Raw genomic sequence first — 25104 nt, 5'->3', positions numbered from 1 at the left:
CTTACTCACCCTCTTTTATTGGTAAGTATTTTTCTACGTATTCATCTCTAATTCTCTTAAGTTCATTTCTTGGGAGAATAGATAGAAGCTCCCATCCTAAATTTATCGTTTCTTCAATAGATCTGTTAGTTTCAAATCCTTGGGAAACATATCTTTTTTCAAAAGCATCTGCAAATATTGCGTATTTTTTATCTGCTTCAGATAATGCTGATTCTCCTAATATAACTGCAAGCTCTTTTGCTTGCTTACCTTGAGCATATGCAGCAAATAGCTGATTCATTGTATCTGCATGATCTTCCCTTGTTTTACCTTTACCGATACCTTTATCTTTAAGTCTAGATAATGAAGGCAAAACATCTACTGGTGGTGTAATACCTTTCTTATAAAGTTCTCGACTTAATATAATCTGACCTTCAGTTATATATCCTGTTAAGTCAGGAATTGGATGAGTTATATCATCTTCTGGCATTGTAAGTATAGGAATTTGAGTTATTGATCCTTCAAGTCCTTTAATCCTACCTGCTCTTTCATATAAAGTAGAAAGATCTGTATATAGATATCCTGGATATCCACGTCTACCTGGAACTTCTTTTCTTGCAGCTGAAACTTCACGTAGTGCCTCACAATAATTTGTGATATCTGTCATAATTACAAGAACATGATACCCTTTTTCATAAGCAAGGAATTCAGCTGTAGTAAGTGCCATTCTAGGTGTAGCTATTCTTTCAATTGCTGGGTCATTTGCAAGATTCATAAACAACACTGTTCTGTCTATTGCACCAGTTTTTGTAAAATCATCTACAAAAAACTGTGCTTCTTGAAAAGTTATCCCTATAGCTGCAAATACAACAACAAATTTAGTATCTGAATTTAATACCTTTGCTTGCCTTGCTATTTGAGCCGCAAGTTGCGCATGTGGAAGACCTGAACCAGAAAACACTGGTAATTTTTGTCCACGAACTAAGGTATTAAGTCCATCAATAGCTGAAATACCAGTTTGGATAAATTCTGATGGATAATCTCTTGCAACTGGGTTTAATGCTTCTCCATTTATATCTAGTCTCTTATCAGGAATAATCTTAGGTCCACCATCTTTAGGTCTACCAAGTCCGTCAAATACACGTCCAAGCATATCTTCTGAAACTCCAAGTTCCAGTGGTCTGCCTAAAAATTTAGCCTTACTGCCCTTTAAATTAATTCCTGCAGAACTTTCAAACAACTGAACCATTGCTTTATCTTCATTTATTTCAAGTACCTTACCGCTACGAATTTCACCGTTTTGTAGTTCTATTTCCACAAGTTCATCGTATTTTACGCCTTCAACTTTTTCTACAACCATCAGTGGTCCTACAACTTCTGTTATAGTTTTGTATTCTTTAATCATTTACGACTCCTCCTTCCGTTATTAATTTTTCTACATCGTTAGATAAGGTCGTAAATATATCATCAATTTGGGACATATCAGCTTCTGCAATATATTTTGCTCTTGCTATTTTATCTCTAACTGGCATTTCCAATATTTTTTTGAAATAAACGCCTGCACTTAATGCTTTTTCACCTGCTACATAATATGCTAAAACAAGTTTTAACATTTTATATTGTTTATCAAGTGACGTAAAAGTATCAACTTCATGGAATGCATTTTGTTGCAAGTAATCTTCTCTGATTGATTTTGCAACTTCTAGTTTCAATCTATCCTTTTCAGAAAGAGCATCTACACCTACAAGTCTTACTATTTCATCAAGTTTTGCTTCTTCTTGCAAAATAGTCATAGCATTAACTCTAAGATCAGTCCAATCGGTTGCAACATTCTCATTCATCCAATTAGCTAACTGATCTATATATAATGAATAAGAATCTAACCAATTTATTGATGGGAAATGTCTTCTATAAGCAAGTTGTGCGTCTAGTCCCCAAAACACTTTTACTATCCTAAGTGTTGCTTGAGTAACTGGCTCAGATAAATCTCCACCTGGAGGTGATACTGCGCCAATAACTGTAATTGCACCTATTCGCGTGTCGTCTCCAAGACAAACTACCTTTCCAGATCTCTCATAAAAATCAGCTACACGCGAAGCTAGATATGCTGGATATCCCTCATCACCTGGCATTTCCTCAAGTCTTCCTGACATTTCACGAAGAGCCTCTGCCCAGCGCGATGTAGAATCTGCCATTAATGCTACTGCAAATCCCATGTCTCTAAAATACTCAGCTATTGTTATTCCTGTATATACAGAAGCTTCTCTAGCTGCAACTGGCATATTTGATGTATTTGCAATGAGCACTGTTCTTTTCATTAAAGATTCACCTGTTTTTGGATCTTTTAGTTCCGGAAACTCATTCAAAACATCTGTCATCTCATTGCCACGTTCACCGCAACCTATGTAAACAACTATTTCCGCATCTGCCCATTTTGCAAATTGATGTTGAACTACAGTTTTTCCACTTCCAAAAGGTCCTGGAACACATGCAGTACCACCCTTAGTTACTGGAAAGAAAGTATCTATTACTCTTTGACCTGTAACTAGTGGTTCCACAGGATTTAATTTATCAGCATAAGGTCTTCCACGTCTTACTGGCCATTTTTGCATTAATGTAATTTGTCTAATTCCACTATCCGTTTGCACCTCTGCTACTGTTTCTTCTACAGTATATTCTCCTGCTGTTATAGAAATTATAGTTCCCTCTATTCCTTTAGGCACCATTATTGTTTGCGTGATAACAGTTGTTTCCTTTACAGTTCCTATAGCAACGCCATATGATACAACATCTCCAACTGATGCTATAGGAACAAAATTCCATTTTTTCTCTCTGTCGAGTGGTGAAACATTTACACCTTTTGTTAAATAATTACCAGCTATAGCTCTTATTTTATCAAGAGGTCTTTGAATACCATCAAACATTGATTCCATAAGGCCTGGTCCAAGTTCAACACTTAATGGTTCACCAGTCGTAACTACTGGATCTCCTGGTCCAAGACCTGAGGTTTCTTCATATACTTGAATAGAGGCTCTATCCCCTCTCATTTCAATTATTTCGCCGATAAGACCCTTTTCTCCAACCTTAACTACGTCATATATATTAGCTTCGTCCATGTCTTTTGCAACAACTAATGGTCCAGAAACTTTTACAATTTTACCGATTTTCAAGTTATATCCCTACCTTCCTATAAAATATTTACGCCCACTGCTTTTTCTACATTATCTCGAATTCTTTGCATTCCTATATTTAGTGAGCCTTGATTACTTGGAATTAATATAATGGCAGGAATCATCTGTCTACTGTATCTTGCTATTGTTTCATCTAAGTGCTGAGCTATTTGCTCAGTAACAAATATAACAGCATAATTACTTGACGCCATTTTGTCGATAGCTTTTTTAGCTTCATCCACCTCGATAACAGGATATACGTCAATTCCAAGAGCTTTAAAAGCAAGTATTGAATCCTTATCACCAACTACTCCTACTTTATGCATAAACTTCACGCACCCTTTCTCTTATAACAGACGTATCAACGTTATTTAATTTTCCAACCATAATTATTCTAATTATTTTTATTTCTGTTTCCTTTGCAGCTATATATGCAAATATTGGCTCAGGTCCAAATGTTACATATTTAGCCGTTTTTAGATTTTTCATAATAAAGTTATCAGATAATTTCTCTAAACTAGAGAGTTTACCTGTTTTAATATATTCTTCTAATCCAATTCTTATAAGTTCATCATATTTTGATGAAGTAAATTTAGCTGCAATATTTTCAATTGGTTCACTAAATGCTGTTAATAAAACCTCTCTAGATATATCTCCACCACTAAGTATAACTTCATTAAAAAAATCTACATTTTTTTGTTGTTTTTTTAATCTAATTATTGACTTAATATTAGAAAAATCTATACTTGTATTAACATAATTGATTATAAAATCAGTTTTTGTCTCTTTTGCCTTAGCTAACATATCTACATACATATACCTATCCAATATAATGTCTATCTTTTGAGGATCGTTAAGTTCTTTGAATACTTTTTCAACCTCAATTATAGCTTCTCTCATATTAGCACCTAATTTTTTATATTCCGAAGTTGTAATGTAAAATTTTAATTCTTCAATATTTACCGTGCCCACTGGAATTAGCATATGAGAAAAATCCTTATCTAAAGCTCTTCCTTTTATCAACACTTTGATATTATGATAATCATATTTCAAACTCATAATATCTACTATAGAAGAATTAGGAGATACTTCATACATAAGGGCGTATACTCTATTTAGCTCATCCTTAAGTAATATATTGTAGTCCTCTGCTCTTTTAACATTACCCATCATACTTGCATATTCAGTCTCTTGCAGAATTTTAAGTACGTCACCCGCCGAGGAACTATCAATCATTCCCTCAATCTTCACTTTACTCAGGAGTCTTTTTTCTAATACTCTTAGCCTAGCCACAGCTTGTGTAAAATCCATATTATTCATATATGGCTATCCTCCTTGTTTTAATCTGGAGTAGATATCAACTCTAAAATAGTATCTACTCCTTAAATTTATTTAAATAATACGTTAACAATTTCAGGTTCAAGTTCATCCCTTAATGAATTAACTAGACTTTCAAAGGTATTATTAATCTCTATACCATTTTTAAAGACTACAAATCCACTTTTAATATCACGTTCATCAGAACTTAATTTTAATTCGCCTAATTTTCCATTGGTTTTCAATGAAAGATTAATTTCATATAAATACTCATTACTTACAATGCCTTTATATTTCCCAGGAAGTATTATTTCTTCATTCCCTGCAATTGGCATTGATAAAAGATAATTTTTTAAAAGTTCTAAATACTCATTATCGCTCATTGACGTAAGTTTTTCTAGCGCAATCTCAAATACCTTATCAATCATATTTTGCATAGCAACTAGCTTTTCATTTCGCGCTTTCAGCTGTGAATTTGATATAATTCGTTTGCTTACCATGATAGCTTCAACCTTAGTTTTCTCCATCATTTGGCTTTTCAAACCTTCAGCTTCTTTTGTTTTATTTTCTATCAATATATTCTCATTATTTTTAGCTTCTTTTAATATAACTTCTGCTTTTATTTTAGCATCTTCAATTATCTTAGCTGCTAACTTCTCTAAATTTGACATATACCCACTTCCTCTAGCTTGTTACTTTTTTAATTAGAGTGTCTTACTTACTAGTATTATTGAAACAACGAATGCTAAAATTGCATAAGTTTCAACCATTGCTGAAATGATGATAGCTTTTGTACTATGATCAGGTTGTTTTGCTACTATTGCAATACCAGCAGCGGCTGCCCTTGCTTGATATAATGCTGAAAAGTATCCTACGAAAGCTATTGGTAATGAAGCCATAAAATAATATAAACCAACGTCTAAAGTCATACCTGCAGTTAATTTAAGTAATACTATAAGACCTATAACAAACCCATAAAGTCCTTGTGTACCTGGTAGTAATTGAAGAATAAGAACCTTACCAAACTTTTCTGGTTCTTCTGTTGTAAGCCCCGCTGCTGCTTCACCAACCATACCTACTCCTCTTGCTGATCCTATCCCCGGTAAAATTACTGCTAAAGCCATTCCTAACGCAGCGAAAATAGTCCCGCCGTTTTTAATCATAAATTCCATAAATGTCATAATTAATTCCTCCTTAAATTTGCTTTCCTTTTATTACATTAATATATTGATTCTTTGACTTAAACACTTTGAAGGCTTTTCCCCCACCTTCATAGAACTTACTAAAATACTCTACATATTGAAGCCTAGCACTATGAACGAAAGCTGATAGCGCACTTAATAATAAATTAAATGTTTGTGCAAATACGAATATAAATATCCCAAAAATGATATTAAAGGGGGCTGGAATCATTTTAATAAGCATATTAAAAGCAGATGCTATAAATCCGCCGGCAAGTCCTAGAGCCATGATTCTTGAATACGAAACCAAATCACCTATATAACCAGAAATACCATATAACCCATAAAGACCTCCGCCAAGTTTTGCGCCCACTCCTTTGTTTTGTCTTCCTTGAGTTAATACTAGTGCAACCATTCCTATTATCATAACCCATTTTCCTATGCTAACTACACCAGGACTCAATTTCAACATGTCTCCACCTAATAATAAAAATGCTCCAGTTAATGCAGCGTACCATGTTAATACATCATAAACAGCATCCATTGGTTTGCCATCACGAATTAGCATATAACCTTTAACTCCAAGTCCAAAATAGATTTGGATTGTACCTAATACTATAGATATAATCAATAATAACAATATATCCTCTCCAGGTTTTATTAAACTGTGAGCTGATATATATGGGATTATGTCTCCAAAAAAACTGCCATAAATAATACCTGATATTGCTGTTGGTATACTTAAAAGCAAGAAAAATTTAGCGAATTTTTTCTGACCTGCATCTAAATTAAACTTTTTAATTGCAATTGCGCAAGCAACAAACATCACTAGACCATACCCAAGATCCCCAAGCATCATTCCAAAGAATACCATGTAAAACGGTGCCATTACAGGCGTTGGATCTATCTCCGAATATTTAGGTAAACTATACATAGATACTATTATTTCAAACGGGTCTACGACAGCATTATTCTTTAATAGAATAGGTACTTTATCATCTTCCTTGGAAGCTTTTTCAATTTCTAAATAGAACTCTTCCTTAGTTGTAGACTTTATTAATTTTTCTAAATCTTTTGATGATTCTGTTGGTACCCATCCCTCTATAGCAATGATATTTTCTGTTTTTAAGAAATTTTTGCACGCTGAAGCTTTTATATGTTTATTTGATAAATATTCATATACTATTTTAAAATCTTCCATATATCTACAATCATTTTTCATTTCAGTATTTATATCATTTTCTTCTTTTAGTATCTCGCCTAATCTTTTCTTAAACTCTCCTACAATTTCTGCTGAAATTCCATCGTATTTTAAATTAATTACATTGAAGCTATAATTTTTGAGTATTTCTCTAGCTTTATCTTCATACTCCTTATATACCAATGTTATTATATTTATTACTTTAGTCCCTTCACTAATAACTTCTAGGTAGGAACAAGGAATTTCACTTTCGAACTTTTCTCTGAAAACATCTTTAAAAGCTTTTGGTAATGATCCCATTATAAATATTGAAGAATTTAATGATTTTAAATCCTCAAAAGAAACGTCTAACTGTATCCACGGAGTTAATAACTCTATTTCAGATTTAATTTTAGCTTCTTCATTCTTCATTTTACTCAGATCATTATCTCTTTCTTTTAACTTTTGATAGTTTTCTTTATAGTTTGATTTTGTAGCTAAAGTCTCTAACTCCTCATAATCTAAAGAACTTTTACCTTTGACTAGCGATTTTATAGCCCCTTCTTTTTCTGAGTGTTTTATTAATAGATCTAGGGCAAATTTTACTTTTGCTTGCTCTCCTTCTATATATGAAACTTTCTCATTTTCCGAGTCTTTTACAAGAGATTGCAAATTTTCTTCTTCATTTTCTTGTAAATTTACAAATTCAATATTTTCAAATTTGTGAAAGTTATCTAGCAAAGCTTCTTTTTGAGATTCAAAGGCAAGCAATGTGAATTTACTCATTTTAACTATTGCCATTATTTTTTCACTATCCTCTCAACCACCATGTTAACCGACCTATCAAACCTTTCTTTTTCTAAATTGAGTATATTCTCAATTTCTATCTTACCAGTTTCATTTATTGGTTCAGACTTCATTCTACCTTCCTCTTTAGCATCTTCAATAATTATTTTACTTTCTTCTCTTGCCTCATCTAAAATCTTTTTATACTGCTCTTCAGAATATGCTTCTGATTTTTTTAATATTTCCTTACTATCTAAGATTGCCTGACTTATAATATCAGCTGCTTTCTTTTCCGCATCTTTAATACTTTTTATTGCTTCTAATGCCAAAATATCACCACCTTCTTATGAATAAACTAAAGTATAATAATTAAAACCTTAATTATTAATAAATACCAAGTGTGGTATTTACTATTAAATATTATGTAGTATTTAATACACCTTGATTATACTAATTATTAATACAAACTTCAACATTTTTTTAACATTAAAAATATTGACAATATTGAAACTATTGTTTTTCTAATTAATTCTCTAAAATATACGTTATATCCTTTATATTCTCCTCATCATTAATATCATATACTAAATAACGAAATTCTTTATTAACAACATTATTATCAATATATCCTAAAATATTAATCATGAATTTTTCAATATGGATGTTAGATACATTATTTATAATATCGTCTTTTAATAATTTTTCTTTAATTTTTCTTTCTACTTCTTTATCTACTTCTCTAATTAAGAAATTCGGAAGCCACTTCTTTTTGTTATATTTAAGATAATCAAATTTAACAATTTCCTTAAGAGCAAAGTTTTCTTCCTTAATTTTTTCATCATTAAATTCAATAAATATTTTATAGTAATCTACTGATGAAATATTTCTGCTTAAATATCCCTTTTCATAAAAGAATAAACCTAGTTCATAATAAAAATCAAAAGGTGTATTAAATTTTTCAACAAAGTAATTTAGTATAGTATTAAACTTTTGTGAGTTATGGTATTTATCTACCATTTTCTCTACTCTTTTAAGTTTCACAAGTTCTTCATAACTTATATCCTTTGTTTTTAAAATCTCATATGGTGGATAAGGTGCATATACCATCCCCCAAAGAAGTGCTTCATTTATCATATCTGAGCCCTTAAGAAGCTTTAAAAACCCTAGTTGTATTACTTCTATATTAATGTCGTAAACATCATTAAAAGATTTTCTAAATGAATCATAATTTTCTCCAGGAAGACCTGCTATTAAGTCTAAATGTTGATTAATCGTCTTTATTTTATTTACTTTTACTACTTTTTCTCTTATCTCATCAAATTTTACAAATCTACTTATATTATTAAGAACTATTGGATTAGTTGTTTGTACCCCAACTTCAAATTGAAATCTGCCCTTTGGTGCCTTAGCTAAAACTTCTAATTCCTGCTGATTTAACAAATCTGCTGATATTTCAAAGTGGAACATTGTTTCACACTCTAAATTTATTAGATACTCCCAAATTTCTATAGAATATTTTGGATTGCAATTAAATGTTCTATCGACGAATTTTACTAATCTTACCTTTTTATCTGCTAGAAATTTCAATTCTTTTTTTACTCTTTCAGCATTCAAAAACCTAACTCCATTAGTTGTGGATGAAAGGCAGTATTTGCAACTAAAAGGACATCCTCTTGACGCTTCATAATATACTATTTTATTAGTAAATTCTTCTTCCACGTATGGGAATATAACCTCGTTTATATCCATTAATTCTCTCTTACCATTATAACCAATTTCGCCATAATTATTATAATATATTCCAAGTATATTATTAATGTCGTGATTAGAATCATTAGTAGCTACAAGTTCATTATTTAAATTAGATTTCAAACTCGCCTCACAACTAATCTTCCATTTAATAAATTCTTTATATGTAACCTCGCCTTCACCTTCTATTACAAAATCCCCTACATTTTCTTTAAGGAAGACCTCACAATCATAACTAACCTCTGGTCCGCCATAGAGGATTTCAATTCTACTATCTACCAGCTTAATTAGAGATGCTACTGCCTTAATGTAATTAATGTTCCATATATAGCAAGAAAATGCTACAATATCTGGTTTGCCATTTAAAATTTCTTCTAATATTCTTTCCATTTGATCATTTATAGAAAACTCCATAATATTACATTCATAGTCTAGCTCTTCTGTATATGATTTTAAATATCTTATTGCCAAATTGCTGTGAATATATTTTGCATTAATACCTACTAATGTTACTTTCATCTTCTGATTTCCCTTTCTTTTTGCACATCATATAATAAATACCGTCTGAGTTTTTCAAAGTTAGTATTTCAAAATAAGGTTTTAAAATTTTTATTGTATTTTCTTTAGAACTATTTTTAAATATATTTAAATCCCTTAGATTTATATGCTTTGTATTTTTGTCTGGTAATACAATCTTTATTCTAGAATTGAAAATTTTAGCAAACCCTTTATCTACATCCCATATGTGTAGAAGCCCACCAACCTTTAAATATTTGTATATATCCTGTATTAATTTCTTTTTATTTTGAGATAATTTTATATCACTTAAAGTAAAAAACAAAACGCAGAGATCATACATACCTTCTTCAATTCCTGCCTTCTCATCTTTTCCCTCTATATAATCTACGCTGCTACTATCATCGATATATTGTTTGTAGATATTATATATAATTCCATGGTTAGCAAAACCTATATCCAATATATTCCCTTTGAAAATTTCTTTTTCTAAATTTATAAAAACCTCCTTCTTCAATTGTTACTCCCCCCTCTATAAACACAACTTCATACGTTGTTACTTATTTTTACTTATTCTTCAAAAACAAAATAATTCCTCTAATATAAAGGAATTATTTCTTGATCTCATCATAAAAATTCAACATCAGTCCTGCAGTAGTCTTTTGAGCTCTTTGAATTATAAGTGAAGATACTTTATTGTACCGGTCTTCCTTATCCTTTATATTTACGTTAGCATTATGAGTTTTACTAGCAAATAGAGCATTGTTTTTTATATAATCCCCTAATTTATCCTCTTTTATTATTTCATTAGTAACAGGGAATGAATAATCACTCATTAATTTGCCTATAATCCAAAGCTCAAAGTTTCTGTGATTTTTGAGTAGTTTATTGTTTACGTGTTGAGGTACCGTAGCATCTTGAATTAAATGACATGCTGCTCCAAAGTAAAATAGTGCTTGCCTTGTATCACCAGCTTTCATAAATCTCAGCGCACATTTGTAATATTTTTCAAATTCAGCTAATGCATTTGAAAAGCCATAAAGGCCAGTGCCCTTAACATGATGATAAAAGTGGTTTGAACTTTTAAAATCTTGATCAGCCCAAGTAACTCCATTATTTAGTTCTTTAACATACATTTTATAAAAACTATGAGCTTCGTTATATTCCTTATTTTTTAATATTTCGATAGCTTGAATATTTATAAATTTATGAACAATACAATGAGTTTTCATGATCCTTTTTTTAATTGGGTTTACTGTTATCATTAATCCTCGCAAAGTTTTTCCATAAGTAGATTCAATTCTTTTCTTCAAACTGTTCACCTCTTCATTTAGTATACTCTAAATACGTCTGAAATACATATTTGGATTTATTTTAATGTTTATATTTTATCCTAACTACTTTATATACTCTTATTATATTCTAATTCTTTTTTCTTAAAGTAATAAGCATTGTAATTATTAGGGTTAAAACTATGGCTAATAAATAGTAACTAACTTTTTCCTTCCCGTTGATTAAATCACTATTCATATTTTTTTTAATACTAATCAAATATCCACTTTTGTTGTCTAGTACTATTAAATCATCAAAAAACTTCATACTAGATATATACGATTGCCCTTTGAATCCCACCTTTTCTTTAAGTGCACCATTTTCATTTATTGCATATATGCTATTATCATTTTTTTCATAAAAATATATACTGTCTATACCCCCAATTATTCCTTTTTTATCAATTGCTAAACTTTCCAAACTATCTACTGCTTTATGTTGGTAAATTGGTGCTTTTGGATTTGTTGTAGGATGATTATCTAAAACAAATGGTATAGACACATTTGATGAACCTTTGAATTTAGGAGAACTTATTGGATCTCCCCCAGTATAATCTGGAAAACCATACCATTCATTTTTTTTAATTTCATATATATAATCACTATCCCCTTTTACCGCCCTTAGTCCCCTCTCCTCCATGCCACCTACAGTTACTAATATTTTGCCCTCATTATTGAAATCTATCCCCTTCATATTCCTTATGCCCCAGGCAAATTTACCTTGTGCTCCAGTCCTTAAATTATAAATTATTATAGATGAATTACCAATATTATTCTCTTTTATAATTTGTCCCTTTGAATTCTTCGTTTGATATGATACAAATGCCCCGGTTTTCTTTTCTCCAAAATTTAATCCTCTTATAGTTATATTCTTAGGAGAACTATCATGATTTTGAGGGTAAGCGGCTAACCACGAATTATCCAGACCGACTACTCCAGAATTTGTAGCAGAACCTATAGTAACAAATAGATAATCTCCATTTATCCTAATTAAACTCTTTTTGTAATCGCCATAATTAGGGATACCTTTAATTATTTTTTTATTTTCCTTGGATTTTAAATTATATGAATATACAAATGTCCCTGATGCATAATACAACACATTGTCTTTACAATCTAAACTGGTTATACTTATATCTTTATTTGTAAATATATTGTGTGCTTTATCAAATTTGTCTATGTACTGAATTCTATCTTTGAAAGCCACATAGTAATTTCCTTCATTATCTTTTGTAAAATCAACTGCATTATTTAGTCCTTTAAATAAAATTTGTGATTTTATCACATCTTCTTTCATACTAATACTATATTCTTTAAAAGAAGAACCTTTTAGTGAATATAGAGCAAAAGCCATTGCAGCTAAAATAACTATAAATCCAATGGTTTTTTTCATACTTGCCTCCTAAATTATAAATACTCTAACTTATATATATTTATATAGATTAGAGTATATGTATTAATAATTTACTAGCAATTTTTATGAACCCTTTTTTATCATAGTTAAAACAATAAATCTCTCTTTAATTACACTATTTTAACATAAAAACTCCCCAATTGGAGAGTCTTCTATATAATATATTTGTTTACGAAATCATCAACTACAGTTAATGTGTCAAAATTATTAACATTTTTAATATTTATTTCAACTTTTTCATTGGTAAAAACCAATGTTTTATTTCTACCTGAGTTTATTTCTTCTTTAAGTAAATAGCCCATAATATGTTTAATATCCTTATAATAGCTATGTAAATATATACTTTTTTCATATAAATCTATAATTATAATATCCTGCTTAATTACATCATTATTTTCTACTATTTCACCATTTGCAAATGTATATTTCCTTGTCCCATTTACACTTCCATCATTGTTATGAACTTTATATAGCAAGTAACTATTTGCAACCTCGTTGCTAAACCCATTAGAAATAATTAAATTTAAACTAGTGTCTTGTTTACTTAAATAATCCTTGCTAATTAAATATTTTTTAATTTTGTTACACTCTTTAATAGCTCTATTTACCTTAAATCCAAAAAATTGTTCTTTTATAAAAGAAGCTTTTGCATACTTTTGACTAACCTGCTCACTCACCTTAGTCCCCCCATTATTTATATTATGCCGAATTATAATATAATTTCTGTTATAACGTAGCATAAAAACATTTTCACATGCATTTACAAATATATATAGCATTAAATTAAATTTTCGATTAAATATGTGTTTTATATTTAATAGTATATAATTTCCACAATCTTATGTCAAATAATTTTAATGTTCTAATAGAATATAATCTTTATCCTCCACATATTAATTATTAATAACTGTTACCTAAAGGAGAAGAACAAGGAGGAACTTTTTTTATGATTAAAGATAATTTTTACAAAGACTCGATAATACTGACAGTGTCTAATCTAACTGCTGGCATATTAAGATTTATGTTTTCCATTTTACTTTCTAAAAAATTGGGAGCAGAGGGTATGGGATTATATAGTCTTGTAATGCCTATCTATGATTTATTTACTTGCCTAATTTGTGGTGGAATGGTGACAGCCATTTCAAAAGAAGCTTCATCCTATTACGGAATAAATGATTATGGCAATTTAAATAAATCCATACATACCGCCTTAGTTTTTGATTTCGCATTGTCTGTATTAATAACAATCTTTGTATTTCTTTTTTCACCTTATATCAGTACATATGTAATAAAAGATCAAAGAACATTATATTCCCTTTGGGTTATCTGCCCTGCTTTAATTTTTGTTGCTCTTTCATCTATATATAAGGGTTATTTTTACGGAATTTCAAATGTTAAAGTACCAGCTATTATAGATATCGTTGAAAAAACCGTACGAATGGCCATAATACTCGGTATTATAAATTTCTTTGCACTAAAAAATGTAACTTCTACGGTAACTGCTACATATATATCCTTATCTGTTGGTGAACTTATCAGTTTTATATTGTTATATGCATTCTATAAAAAAAGTAAAAATAAATTTAAGGGTTCGTTTAAAAAAACTGAAGGAAGAGCTCAACTTTTATTTAATGTACTTATCGTATCCTTCCCATTATGTTTAAATGGTTTTTTAAACACTGCAATTTCGGCACTATCCACATTAATTGTTCCCGGTCGATTAGTCTCTGCTGGAATAGAATATACTGAGAGTTTAGCATTAATCGGTAAGTTTTCTGGTATGGCTATGAGTATAGTATTCTTCCCCTTTATTGTTGTAATGTCCATGGCAACAATATTAACTCCAGATATTTCTAAAAGTATAATTAAAAATGATTATAACAGCTTAGAACTTAGGGTACATGAGGTTATAAAAATTTCGTGTTTGCTTGGAATTTCTACTATGATAATATGTTTATGTACTGGAGATTCTTTAGGTAAATTATTTTTCGATAGGTACGATTTGGGTATCTACATACGAATTGCTGCTTTAAGTGCACCATTCATTTACATGTCTGGTTCCACTTTCGGAATTTTAAACGGACTTGGCAAACAAAAAGATCTTTTAATAAATTCTATAATAACCTCTGTACTTGAACTTGTACTGTTATATGTTTTGTTAGGTATTCCAAGTATAAATATATTAGGCTATGGCATAGCTCTCCTTATATCTTCTATTGTGAGTTTTATATTAAATGTTATTTCAATTCAAAAAGCCTGCTATATACATTTTCCAGCAGGGGAGCTTACAATTGATATCGGCCTTAGTATATTCTTATATTTTGTACTGAAAATCTTGAATAGCACTTTACCAAATTCTATTTTTATTACTAAAAACATAGTCATCATTATAGCTGGTTTCTCTCTATTATTATTCTCTCTTATTCTTACAAAAAAATCAAACAAGGCTAAATCTTAAAGAACATCTTCGGCGTTATTAATACTCACCGAAGATGTTCTTTATTTTCCTAGCCTTGGCTACTTTTCTACTTAATTCTGTTAATAATGGAATTGGGTATAAATTTCGTTATTTTACGTGGAAATATCTCTAGATCTTCCTTAGTTATTCCACCTACAAATACTAATACTAAAAAATAAGTTACTATAGCTAAACACATAGTCATGAATATGGCTATAACACTCTGTATATACTCACCCTTTGTAAAACTAAGTATAAACTTAAAGTTACTATACATGAATTTTGAAACTATTGCCATAACAGCTGCTGCTATTATAGGTTTTATTGCATGACTCCACAGTTTACCTTTAATCCTTAGCGCTTTATTTATCGCAAAATAATTTAATATTAGTAGTATAGCAAAACTTACACCATTTCCCATAATTGCACCTAATATATTTAAGCTTGGAATTGAAACAAAAATATAATTAGTAATTACCTTACCTATTAATGCAATTAGAGCATAAAAAGTAACTAAGTAAAGTCTCCCAACTCCTTGAAGAATTGAAGTTTGAATACTGACCACAGCCATTAATATTATCACTACTGATCCATAACTTAGCAATCTCCCAACACCAGAATCATACGCAAGGACATACACTATTGGTTTAGCTAGTGCTGCAAGGCCAAACGCAGATGGGACTGCCACTAAAAAACATAACCTAAAAGCGTAATTGATTTTATCTTTTACAGCCTTTTTATCATTAAGCGCCATCAAACTAGAAATAGATGGCAATATAGTTATTGCAAGTGATGTAATAATAGCTATAGGAACATTTATTAATGTTGTATATTGAAATAATACACCCCATAAAATAGTGACTTGTTTTTGAACAATGCCAGAAGCTAACATTCTTGATTGAACAAGCCCTAAATCAATTAACAATCCAGCTTGTTGTATTGCTAAACATATAGTCATTGGAAGGGCAACTGCTACTAGTTTTTTAACTATTCTTTTTGTTGTAAATCTTTTTATATCAATCTTATTTTGGCCCTTGGGGATTCTAAACACCTTATTTTTTTTATAGTATTTCACCATATATATTACAGCAACTAATGCTCCAATTGAGGTTCCTATGGTACCTCCTGCCGCACCTTTTGCTACTCCATATTTTATAAAAAAAGCTGCAAAAATCAAACTAAATACTGTATTTGCAATTTGTTCTAGTACCTGTGATACAGCAGTTGGTGTCATATTTCCTCTTCCTTGAAAATAACCCCTATAAGCTGATAATACCGAAGATAATAGAATCGTTGGCGAAAGAGCTAAAATTGCTAACTTTGCAGTAGAACTGTGAGTTCCATCAGCTATGGTTCCTGCAAAAACAAGCATTAAAAGTGACATTATTATGCCTAATATCAATAGTGAAAACCTAGCTATCTTAAAGGTCTTTATAGCATCCCTATAATTTCCTACAGCTACAAGTTCAGATACCATCTTTGAGATCGCCACTGGAAGTCCTGCATTTGTTAATATATATATATATACAAATATAGGATATGCAGCCGCATATACACCATACCCCTCAGCTCCTAATATCTTCCTTAAAAAAGGAACATATAGTAGAGATAAGATTTTAACCATAAAACCCGCTGCAGATAATATGGCAAAACCTTTTGAGGTGGATTGCTTTTTTGAATTTGCTTGTTCACTCATTAAATTCACCCTCTAAAATTTAAATACGTCTCTTTTAATCTTTTTTAATACTGGAGGCAAACTCTCAGCTATTGTTTTATTTTCCATATATTCCAAGCCCTCAGGACAATTTTTGAACATTGCCTTATACGCATATAGATACTGATAATCTAAGCCATATTTGTTATTAAAAAAGCTATTCATTTTCTTATCTCCATATTTTGGATCACCAACAATAGCATTCCCTAAATGGCTTAAATGAGCTCTAAGCTGATGGCTTCTTCCTGTTAAAAGATTAATATCTATTAGAGAAAATGTACCACAACTTTGAATGTTTTTAACTTCCATAGCTATCCTTTTTGTATTTGGCATCTCAGTATCAAAAACTTGAGATATGTTTGCATCTTCATTTTTGTATATATATCCCTCATAAATTCCATCTTTTATTCTATTCCTTACTAAAGCCATATAATATTTTTCAATGTTTCTTTCTCTTATCATTTCATTTAAAAGTTTAAGAGATTTGAAGTTTTTACCAAACATAACTATACCTGAAGTATTTCTGTCTAATCTATTACACGGTGCTGGCGTAAAAGTTATTTCATTTTCAGGTTGATAATCTCCTTTATCAAACAAATGAGAAAGTACATAATCTGTTAACGTAGCTTCACCATCTTTTTTGTCAGCATGTACTAAAACTCCCGGCCATTTTTCCACCATAAGAATATTAGCATCCTCAAAAGTAATCTTTAACTTGTTGTCAATTCTTTGAAATTCTTCTTTTTTAAACTCACTGGTAATATATTTTGTTTCAACAATATCACCTTCTACTAAAGAGTGTTTTTCCTTTATTTTGCTTCCATTAACCCTAATATCACCTTTTCTAAAAGCTTTATATATTTTGCTTAGTGGTACATCTCCAAGTACTTTCCTCATAAATTTATCTGTTCTTTGTCCCGCTTCATTTGCTCCAATTTCGATCCTCATACATATCCTCCTAGTTCTCTTTTATCGATTAACGAATTTTGTACATATTACAATTTATTTTATAATAAATAACTTTCTTATTTTAAAAAAACTAATTTCATTTTATAATAACCAATTTAATACTATAATAAACCATCATATATCTTAAAAATTAACATCGAATGTCTATTATATACTAAATTGCGTTATGAATTCAATAAAAATTCGTAAGCTAATTTACATTGCATAGCTACACCTATTGCTAAACAGCTTTCATCTATATCAAATAAACTGCCGTGAGCAGGGTTTATTATACCTTTTTCCTTGTTCATACTTCCTAAAAAATAAAATAAAGATGGTCTCTCCATAGAAAAATAAGCAAAACTTTCCACTCCCATTGTAGGCTGATCTAGTTTTTGAACATTAATACTGGAAAGCAGCTCACTTGCCTTATCCACAAATAGATCTGCTAATTTATCATTATTGTAAAGACAAGGATAACTTTCCTCAATATTAATTTCACATTTTCCACGCATTGAGTGAACTACACCTTCAACAACTTGAACTAATCTGGTCTTTATATATTCTCTATGCTCACTCTTCATAGTCCTCATAGTTCCTGATATTGTCACGTCTTCTGGTATAATATTTTGAGCTGTTCCTCCATGAATTGTACCAATGGTAATTACAGCAGGATCTGTAGGTGGAATTTCACGGCTCACAATACTCTGAAGTGTAGTAATAACAGTACTTGCTATTACAATAGGATCAATGGTCATATGTGGGCTTGCACCATGCCCTCCTTTACCTATTATCTTAATAGTAAATGGATTTGATGCTGCATATGCTACGTCCCTTTTTAGTCCAACAGTACCTGCGTCAAGCCACTCTTCTACATGAAGTCCAATAACAGCATCTACACTTGGGTTTTCAAGTACTCCAGCCTTAATCATTATAGGCGCTCCACCAGTAGTTTCTTCCGCTGGTTCAAAAAATAATTTAACATTTCCAGATAATTCATCTTTCATGTTATTTAATATTTTTGCTGCGCCTAAAAGTATTGTAGTATGGGCATCATGACCACACGCATGCATTTTACCATTGATTTTAGATGCATAATTGCACGTCTTCTTATCTTGCAATGGAAGAGCATCCATGTCTGCTCTTAGCGCAATTGTTTTATTCCCATTTCCCCTTATAATAGCACAAATCCCTGTTTGAGCTACATCATAAAACTCAATCCCCTCTTTTGTTAAAAAATCTTTTACCTTTTGAGAAGTTCTAAATAAGTCAAACCCTAATTCGGGGTTCTCATGAAGGTCGCGCCTAATGTTACTTAACTCTTTCTCAATATTTTTTGCCTCATTTAAAAAATCCAATTTATACACCTCTTCACTTATATTTATTATTTTTCCCAATAGATTTCAATTATATCTCCATCATTTAGTGCCTGATTATAATTGGCTTTACTACCATTAAGCATTAAAATTAAATTCCCTTTTGAAATAGACAAATCAAATTCTATATAACTGAATATATCCACAAATATGTATTTATCTTTATTGTTAAGACTTACAATTTTTTTATTAACTTCAATTTTAACTTCAGTTTTAACTTCATCTTTAACATCAAATTTAATTTCAGATTTTGCCTCTATCCCTCTTACTTCTAATTTATTATCAACATCTTTTACGTTCTTATAATCTTCATTTGGATTCATTTTCTTTATATTTTCTATATAAATCTTGTCACCTTCTTTTATAACATAATCCTCAATAAGATGTTTATTATTCATCATAAAAGTAGAACTCGTCAATTTATCATCAAAATACTTAACATACTCACTAATAGTATTAGGGTATTTTATTATAACATCATCATTTTCTTTTATTATGGCGTTTATGAGCACTCTTTTTTCATTTATGAATGGCACAGGCTCAATATTGCGAATTACACCTTCAAAATAAAAACTTATAGCTTGAATATTTTTAACATAATCCATAATTGTAGGCTCGGCATTTTTACCATCTTTACTGAATATGGCTTCAATAATGTCGCCTTCAACTACCTCAGAATCAATATTACAAAGAAGGTTATTAATTTTAATTTGGGCACCCTTAGCTAAGGTCCCAAATGCTACTCGTTTTATTCCCTCAAAATTAAATCTGATATTACGACCGTTCTTACCAATCAATATTTTTGGATTTATTCCTTCTTGAACCAATACATCCATTACCGTATGTTTATGGGCATTAAATAGACTTATAATCTTTTCATTTATAGTTACTTCAACAAAATCATGTCCTCGCCTTTTTATAGATATTAATGCTATACCTAAAACTGTAACCCCAATACTTCCAAGACTAGCATCGCTTATGCATTCAACAACTGACTCACGGCCTTTAATAGCAACCCTTTGTACTGGCAAATTTAAAGTTTTAGCTATATTTTCTTTAATAAAAGGTGTATGAGCCCCACCCCCTACTAAAAACACAGCATTCGGAGATTTCCCGCCATTTAATTCTATAATTCTATTTCCAATTTCCTCTGAAATTTTTACAACTATTGGGGTAATTATTTTTAAAACTTCTTCAGGATCTATTTCATTTTCAAGACCTAAAACATCTATGTATTTAATTTTATCATTTTTACTACATTCCTTTTTTATTTTTTCAGCTGTGTTAAAATCAACTAAATATGTTTGTGCTATCATTTCAGTTATCTCATCCCCTGCAATAGGAGCCATACCATACGCACTAATACTATCATTGCTGCTAATAGCAATATCAGAAGTACCTGCACCAATGTCTACTAATGCTAAATTTAGAAGGCGCAGATTTTGAGGAACAGCAGCTTCCATCGCTGCTATAGGCTCAAGTGTTAAACTTATAACCTCAAGTCCAGCTTTATTCATAACAGCATAGAGGCTATCAACTACCGATCGTGGGAGGAATGTAGCAATTATTTCTACTGCGATTTTCTCTCCTTTGTGGGAATTTAGGTTTGTTATTATGTATCCATTTAAATAATAATTTTTAACGCTATACCCAACGCAATAAAGCTTGCCTTTAGCCGAAAGAGCGACTTCGTCTTCCGCCATTTTAACTGCAGTAAGTTCCAAACTCCTAATTGATTCCCTATCGATTTCTTTGTCTTCATCCACCTCTATTTCAGTTTTAATTGAAGTTGTTCTTAAAAACCTCCCCGCAGCAGCAATAGCTACTTTTGTTAATGTAATATTTAGTATATTCTCTATTTCTTTTTTTACCTTCAGCACCCCACTTGCAACCAATTGAATATCATGAATTTGGCCATCAATCATAGCTCTTTCTTCATGCTCCATATAACTTTCAGCAAGTACTTGAAATTTTTTATCGTAAATCACCCCTGCAGTTCCTATTATAGATCTTGTTCCTATATCTAAAGCAAATATCAGTTCCTCCGCATTTACATTTGTGATTTCCTTTATATTTGTAATTTCCATATATATACCTCTTCCTACTATAATTCATAGAAATAATTTCCATGAATTTTATTAAGCTCATATTCTTAGAATATGAGCTTAATAAAATTATATAACATTATATAACAACATTCAATAAATCTACTGCAATAACTTAATTACTCCAGAACTTTCTGATATATAAGGTAATTTTCTTATAATAGTATAAATGTATTTTAATTTTGATTTATCATCATTTAAAGCCTGTTCTAATGGTAGCTCATTATAATATTGTAACTTGCACCAAAAATCTACAAAATCATCTTTTGTAATAAAAATAACGTTTTCATCCTCTTTAACTGTAAACCCAGAATTAGTCTCCTCCAGGATTTTTATATCACCAAATTCTTCATTTGATAAAATTAACCGAACATCATCCCACATTTTCTTAAATGCAACCATTAAAATCCTCTCCTTAATAAACAATTTATAGATAAGCAGTTTGTTTTAATAATACATCATGTGATAATGTTTTGTCAATTATTTCTTTAATTACAATATATGTCCAAGCTTTCTGTTTCCATACTTCTAAACTAATTCTATAATTAATTCCCCATTAGTTTTATCTACACTTACTTTCTTACCATCTATAAGATAAACATCTTGTTTTCTTAGTTTTTCATCAAACTCTATTTCAGCAATGTTAATACAATTAAACATTGAAATTAACTGACTCTTAACTGTATCATCTTTCTGAACATCAGTTAATTCTATTTCTTTAAAAGTGTCTACCCCATAATAATAACCACTTAATTCTTCCATTAATTTGTTTGAAAGGCATTTTGCACATTCTGGAAATAGCTTATCCCACATTTTACTATTTAAAGATTTAAATATATTATCTAGGTTTATAGGAACATTATTACTGTAAAATTTGTAATAAATATAGATAATAAATATTTGCCTATGTGCCGCGATTTCAGTATTTAATAATATAATGTAATTTAATGCTACATTCCTCATTCGCGTATTTTCAATATCTAAGTTTTTATGAGCATAGTTAACTTGTTTTTTCGTTTGATCAGCATAATATATTATAATTATTGCTAGAAGTAATGTAATCAAAAGAACTGAAAACCCACTGTGTATATTAAACCATTTTACTATATTCATAAATATCAATTCCCCTCCAAAGTCTCTCACTAATTATATTGTTCCCTGATTTATTCATCTACCAAATAACATTTATTCGACACAAAGGTATATTATTCCTCCTTAAATTCATAATATAAAAAAATAGAGTATATAATAAGATGCTCATAAGCTATTGTGTCTTATCTTGATAATTAAGTATGGATTTTTTATCTCATTTACTGTAATATATTAGAGATAATGTTTTTATTTATTATAATTAATAGTTTCAATAACACTTTAGTAACAATAAAAGAATAGTTAATGTATAAAAAATAGAGATATCTGCAGTGAAACTATTATCGTTATCTACAGGTAAGTAGAAGGTGAAAAATGAATAACAACAATGATAGATATAATAATATTTTAGCAATAATTGCAATTACTAAATTCGCTACTTTGCTATTTATATTAATACTTATTTTTAACGATCCTTATCCCGAATTGAATTATATAAATCGTGCTCAGTTAAATTGCGCAATATTTCTTATATTTTTCTCATTAGCGTATTTATTATGGTGGCTTATTTATTTTAAGGGTAACTTTAAACAATCCAAGAAACTTTTAATTGTGGAAGATGTCTTATTTATTTTTATTCTTTCTTTTTTCATTTTATTATCTGGCACTTATCAGAGCCAATATAAATATCTGTTTTTCTTCAGTATAATTACAACTACCATATCTCAAGGCAAGAAGCATGGTTTAATAATTTCTTACATATCATCAGCTATTATATTATCAATAGATTTGATATTTATGCCTAATTTATTAGTAAACACCTATTTTGAAAATGACTTGGTGTTATCGATAGGATTTATCATTATCGCATGGATATTGGGTGAATACGTAACCTTTGAGAGCAATCAAAGAAAACTATTAGAAATGGAATTACAAATGATAAAGTTAAAAGAAGATGCAAAAACAAATATTAAACAATTAAACCAAACCAAAGAACATAATAAATTTATAACAGAATTCTTTTGTAATATATCCCATGAATTGAAAACTCCATTAAACGTTATTTTTTCTGCTCTTCAGATGATGAATATGTACAATGACAACACTGAAGAAGAATTTATTGAAAAGAGAAAGAAGTACTTACAAATAATGAAGCAAAATTGTTATAGACTTATTAAATTAATTAATAATTTATTAGATATGACAAAGCTTGATTCTGGGTTTATTACTCCACAAATGGAGAATGGAAACATTGTTTGTTTCATTGAAGATATTAGCATGTCTATAATTTCTCTTGCTGAAAATAAAGGGATAACCATAATATTCGACACTGATGTTGAGGAAAAACTAATGGCGTTTGATGGAGATAAAATAGAGAGAATAATCCTTAACTTACTTTCAAACGCTTTAAAGTTCACTGACAGAGGTGGAAAAATATATATAACACTAAAGGATAACGTAGATAATATAGAGGTCTCGGTTAGAGATACAGGAGTAGGGATACCCGATGATAAAAAGAAAATGATCTTCGGGAGATTTATGCAGGTGGACAAGACATTAAAAAGGAATAATGAGGGAACTGGAATAGGACTTTCTCTAGTTAAAGCATTTGTGCAGCTTCATCAAGGCAAGATAATTCTTAAAAGTGAACCGAATATTGGAAGCGAATTTATTATCATTCTTCCGGTAACTCTAGCTAGTAAATCCATCGATCTAACCGAAATAAAAAAAGATATAGCTGACCGAATAAATATCGAGTTATCTGACATTTATACAGAATAAACCAAACATAAAGGAGAAAAAAAATTGATTAAATTATCATTTCTAGAATTAATAATTAGAGGAACTCCTGAGGAAGCAATTTACATGTGGGCATGTTATATTTTGACTAAAACTAAGTTTGAATTAAAAAGATATTTACTCTCTACAACACTATTAGTCCTTGTAACTTATTTAATACGAAGTCTACCAATAAGTATGGGAATAAATGTTGTGTTGTTTTTAGGTGTACTCATTTTAACAAATATAAATGTAAATAAAATAAGTATTATTAAATCAATAAGTGTAAGTGTAAGTGTGATTATTTTAGAATCTATATGTGAATTTATTAATATGTTAATAATTAGATATTTGTTTAAAGCTGATTTAACTAAGGTATGGAGTAATCCTTTTTTAAAAACAATTTATGGAATTCCATCGCTTGTGTTATTTGTAATTCTAATTATAATAATTACTGCGGTGTTCAATAAATCTAAAAAAGAAGATATACAGTTATGATTACCCCTGTATATCTTCTATCTCGTTCAGTTCTGATAAAAACATAGGCTTAATTGTAATATACCTTTTTTCATTACTACATATTTCGGCCCAATCAAGAATAGCACAAATAACAAAACCAGGACCAGATGCTGTTTCACCCTCTTCAACTCCTTGTAATTTATGGGCAATGTATCCTTCAACTGAATTAATCATTAATTTAGCACTGCCTAATTTGGCACCAGATTGGGCATTTCCTTTTTTTGCTTTGCCATCATTGTCCATTACAACCTCAACTGCAGCATCAAAAGCGCCCCACCCAAGTTGATTTTCTGTAGATATCTTTGAAGAAACAATTCCTTTATCACCTTCATCAAACCAAATATCACAACTATCTCCGCTATAGAGTGTAACCGTTACTTTTCCCCTTGAATCATTAAGTTTTCCTTTTATTTTTTTAATAACTAAACTATCAGTGTCTTTTATTGCTACATTTGTAATAGTAGTCATAGGTTATCCGTTCCTTTCAACACCG

General features: G+C 30.1%; 23 protein-coding genes. 3 read left to right on the top strand and 20 right to left on the bottom strand.

The features are described from left to right. Position 1 precedes the first annotated feature (1 nt). The 13 genes from KPL55_RS02235 to KPL55_RS02175 form a co-directional block, all read right to left on the bottom strand. A complete protein-coding gene (locus KPL55_RS02235) occupies positions 2-1384 on the bottom strand; it encodes a V-type ATP synthase subunit B (RefSeq protein WP_216305082.1) in 1383 nt (460 codons plus the stop codon). Then, a complete protein-coding gene (locus KPL55_RS02230) occupies positions 1377-3149 on the bottom strand; it encodes a V-type ATP synthase subunit A (RefSeq protein WP_216305081.1) in 1773 nt (590 codons plus the stop codon). The genes KPL55_RS02235 and KPL55_RS02230 overlap by 8 nt, the downstream gene beginning before the upstream one ends. Positions 3150-3166: 17 nt before the next feature. After that, complete coding sequence (locus KPL55_RS02225; protein WP_216305080.1) at positions 3167-3475, bottom strand: V-type ATP synthase subunit F; 309 nt, start codon at positions 3473-3475, stop codon at positions 3167-3169. Next, positions 3468-4469: a V-type ATP synthase subunit C gene (locus tag KPL55_RS02220; RefSeq protein WP_216305079.1), complete on the bottom strand. Its 1002-nt coding sequence runs from the start codon at positions 4467-4469 to the stop codon at positions 3468-3470. Before KPL55_RS02220 ends, KPL55_RS02225 begins: the two co-directional genes overlap by 8 nt. 68 nt (positions 4470-4537) lie before the next feature. Beyond that, positions 4538-5137 (bottom strand): V-type ATP synthase subunit E, encoded by a 600-nt coding sequence (locus KPL55_RS02215; RefSeq protein ID WP_216305078.1) that lies wholly within the window; start codon positions 5135-5137, stop codon positions 4538-4540. Positions 5138-5170: 33 nt separating this feature from the next. Beyond that, positions 5171-5647, bottom strand: a complete 477-nt coding sequence (locus KPL55_RS02210) for a V-type ATP synthase subunit K (RefSeq protein ID WP_216305077.1) — start codon at positions 5645-5647, stop codon at positions 5171-5173. A gap of 13 nt (positions 5648-5660) precedes the next feature. Beyond that, complete coding sequence (locus KPL55_RS02205) at positions 5661-7628, bottom strand: V-type ATP synthase subunit I (RefSeq protein WP_216305076.1); 1968 nt, start codon at positions 7626-7628, stop codon at positions 5661-5663. Further along, positions 7628-7942 (bottom strand): ATPase, encoded by a 315-nt coding sequence (locus KPL55_RS02200; protein ID WP_216305075.1) that lies wholly within the window; start codon positions 7940-7942, stop codon positions 7628-7630. The genes KPL55_RS02205 and KPL55_RS02200 overlap by 1 nt, the downstream gene beginning before the upstream one ends. Before the next feature lie 196 nt (positions 7943-8138). Next, complete coding sequence (locus KPL55_RS02195) at positions 8139-9881, bottom strand: B12-binding domain-containing radical SAM protein (RefSeq protein WP_216305074.1); 1743 nt, start codon at positions 9879-9881, stop codon at positions 8139-8141. Beyond that, a complete protein-coding gene (locus tag KPL55_RS02190) occupies positions 9856-10395 on the bottom strand; it encodes a class I SAM-dependent methyltransferase (protein WP_216305073.1) in 540 nt (179 codons plus the stop codon). The genes KPL55_RS02195 and KPL55_RS02190 overlap by 26 nt, the downstream gene beginning before the upstream one ends. A 94-nt stretch (positions 10396-10489) precedes the next feature. Continuing rightward, positions 10490-11191: a zinc dependent phospholipase C family protein gene (locus tag KPL55_RS02185; RefSeq protein ID WP_216305072.1), complete on the bottom strand. Its 702-nt coding sequence runs from the start codon at positions 11189-11191 to the stop codon at positions 10490-10492. Positions 11192-11300: 109 nt separating this feature from the next. Next, the gene (locus KPL55_RS02180; protein ID WP_216305070.1) at positions 11301-12602 is read right to left on the bottom strand and encodes a hypothetical protein; all 1302 of its coding nucleotides are present in this window, start codon (positions 12600-12602) and stop codon (positions 11301-11303) included. Between the two features lie 173 nt (positions 12603-12775). Next, complete coding sequence (locus KPL55_RS02175) at positions 12776-13300, bottom strand: hypothetical protein (protein ID WP_216305069.1); 525 nt, start codon at positions 13298-13300, stop codon at positions 12776-12778. A gap of 269 nt (positions 13301-13569) precedes the next feature. Between KPL55_RS02175 and spoVB the strand changes: the two genes are divergently transcribed. Then, on the top strand, positions 13570-15081 hold the full coding sequence (gene spoVB / locus KPL55_RS02170; protein ID WP_216305068.1) for a stage V sporulation protein B: 1512 nt from the start codon (positions 13570-13572) through the stop codon (positions 15079-15081). A gap of 67 nt (positions 15082-15148) precedes the next feature. On the opposite strand, the gene KPL55_RS02165 is transcribed toward spoVB, so the two are convergent. From KPL55_RS02165 to KPL55_RS02140, 6 genes are all read right to left on the bottom strand, one after another. Continuing rightward, entirely contained in the window at positions 15149-16777 is a 1629-nt protein-coding gene (locus KPL55_RS02165) for a putative polysaccharide biosynthesis protein (RefSeq protein ID WP_216305067.1), read from the bottom strand. A gap of 12 nt (positions 16778-16789) precedes the next feature. Further along, on the bottom strand, positions 16790-17743 hold the full coding sequence (locus tag KPL55_RS02160; protein WP_216305066.1) for an RluA family pseudouridine synthase: 954 nt from the start codon (positions 17741-17743) through the stop codon (positions 16790-16792). A gap of 185 nt (positions 17744-17928) precedes the next feature. Next, on the bottom strand, positions 17929-19110 hold the full coding sequence (locus KPL55_RS02155; protein WP_216305196.1) for a M20 metallopeptidase family protein: 1182 nt from the start codon (positions 19108-19110) through the stop codon (positions 17929-17931). A 17-nt stretch (positions 19111-19127) separates the two neighbouring features. Continuing rightward, positions 19128-21206 carry a cell division protein FtsA gene (locus KPL55_RS02150; RefSeq protein ID WP_216305065.1) on the bottom strand — a complete coding sequence of 693 codons (2079 nt, stop codon included), beginning with the start codon at positions 21204-21206 and terminating at the stop codon, positions 19128-19130. Positions 21207-21326: 120 nt separating this feature from the next. Next, entirely contained in the window at positions 21327-21626 is a 300-nt protein-coding gene (locus KPL55_RS02145) for a hypothetical protein (RefSeq protein ID WP_216305064.1), read from the bottom strand. A gap of 126 nt (positions 21627-21752) precedes the next feature. Then, the gene (locus KPL55_RS02140; RefSeq protein WP_216305063.1) at positions 21753-22337 is read right to left on the bottom strand and encodes a hypothetical protein; all 585 of its coding nucleotides are present in this window, start codon (positions 22335-22337) and stop codon (positions 21753-21755) included. Positions 22338-22688: 351 nt separating this feature from the next. On the opposite strand from KPL55_RS02140, the gene KPL55_RS02135 reads away from it, so the two are divergent. Beyond that, complete coding sequence (locus KPL55_RS02135; protein ID WP_216305062.1) at positions 22689-24095, top strand: sensor histidine kinase; 1407 nt, start codon at positions 22689-22691, stop codon at positions 24093-24095. Positions 24096-24119: 24 nt separating this feature from the next. Next, the gene (locus KPL55_RS02130; protein ID WP_216305061.1) at positions 24120-24590 is read left to right on the top strand and encodes a hypothetical protein; all 471 of its coding nucleotides are present in this window, start codon (positions 24120-24122) and stop codon (positions 24588-24590) included. Here the strand turns inward: KPL55_RS02130 and KPL55_RS02125 are convergent, their stop codons facing one another. Next, positions 24591-25079: a hypothetical protein gene (locus KPL55_RS02125; RefSeq protein ID WP_216305060.1), complete on the bottom strand. Its 489-nt coding sequence runs from the start codon at positions 25077-25079 to the stop codon at positions 24591-24593. Between the last annotated feature and the right edge of the window lie 25 nt (positions 25080-25104).

The sequence above is a fragment of the Clostridium lacusfryxellense genome, assembly GCF_018861735.1.
Lineage (GTDB): Bacteria > Bacillota > Clostridia > Clostridiales > Clostridiaceae > Clostridium_AD > Clostridium_AD lacusfryxellense.
Note: the sequence above shows the minus strand (reverse complement) of the source record. Positions and strands in the feature narration are given on the sequence as shown.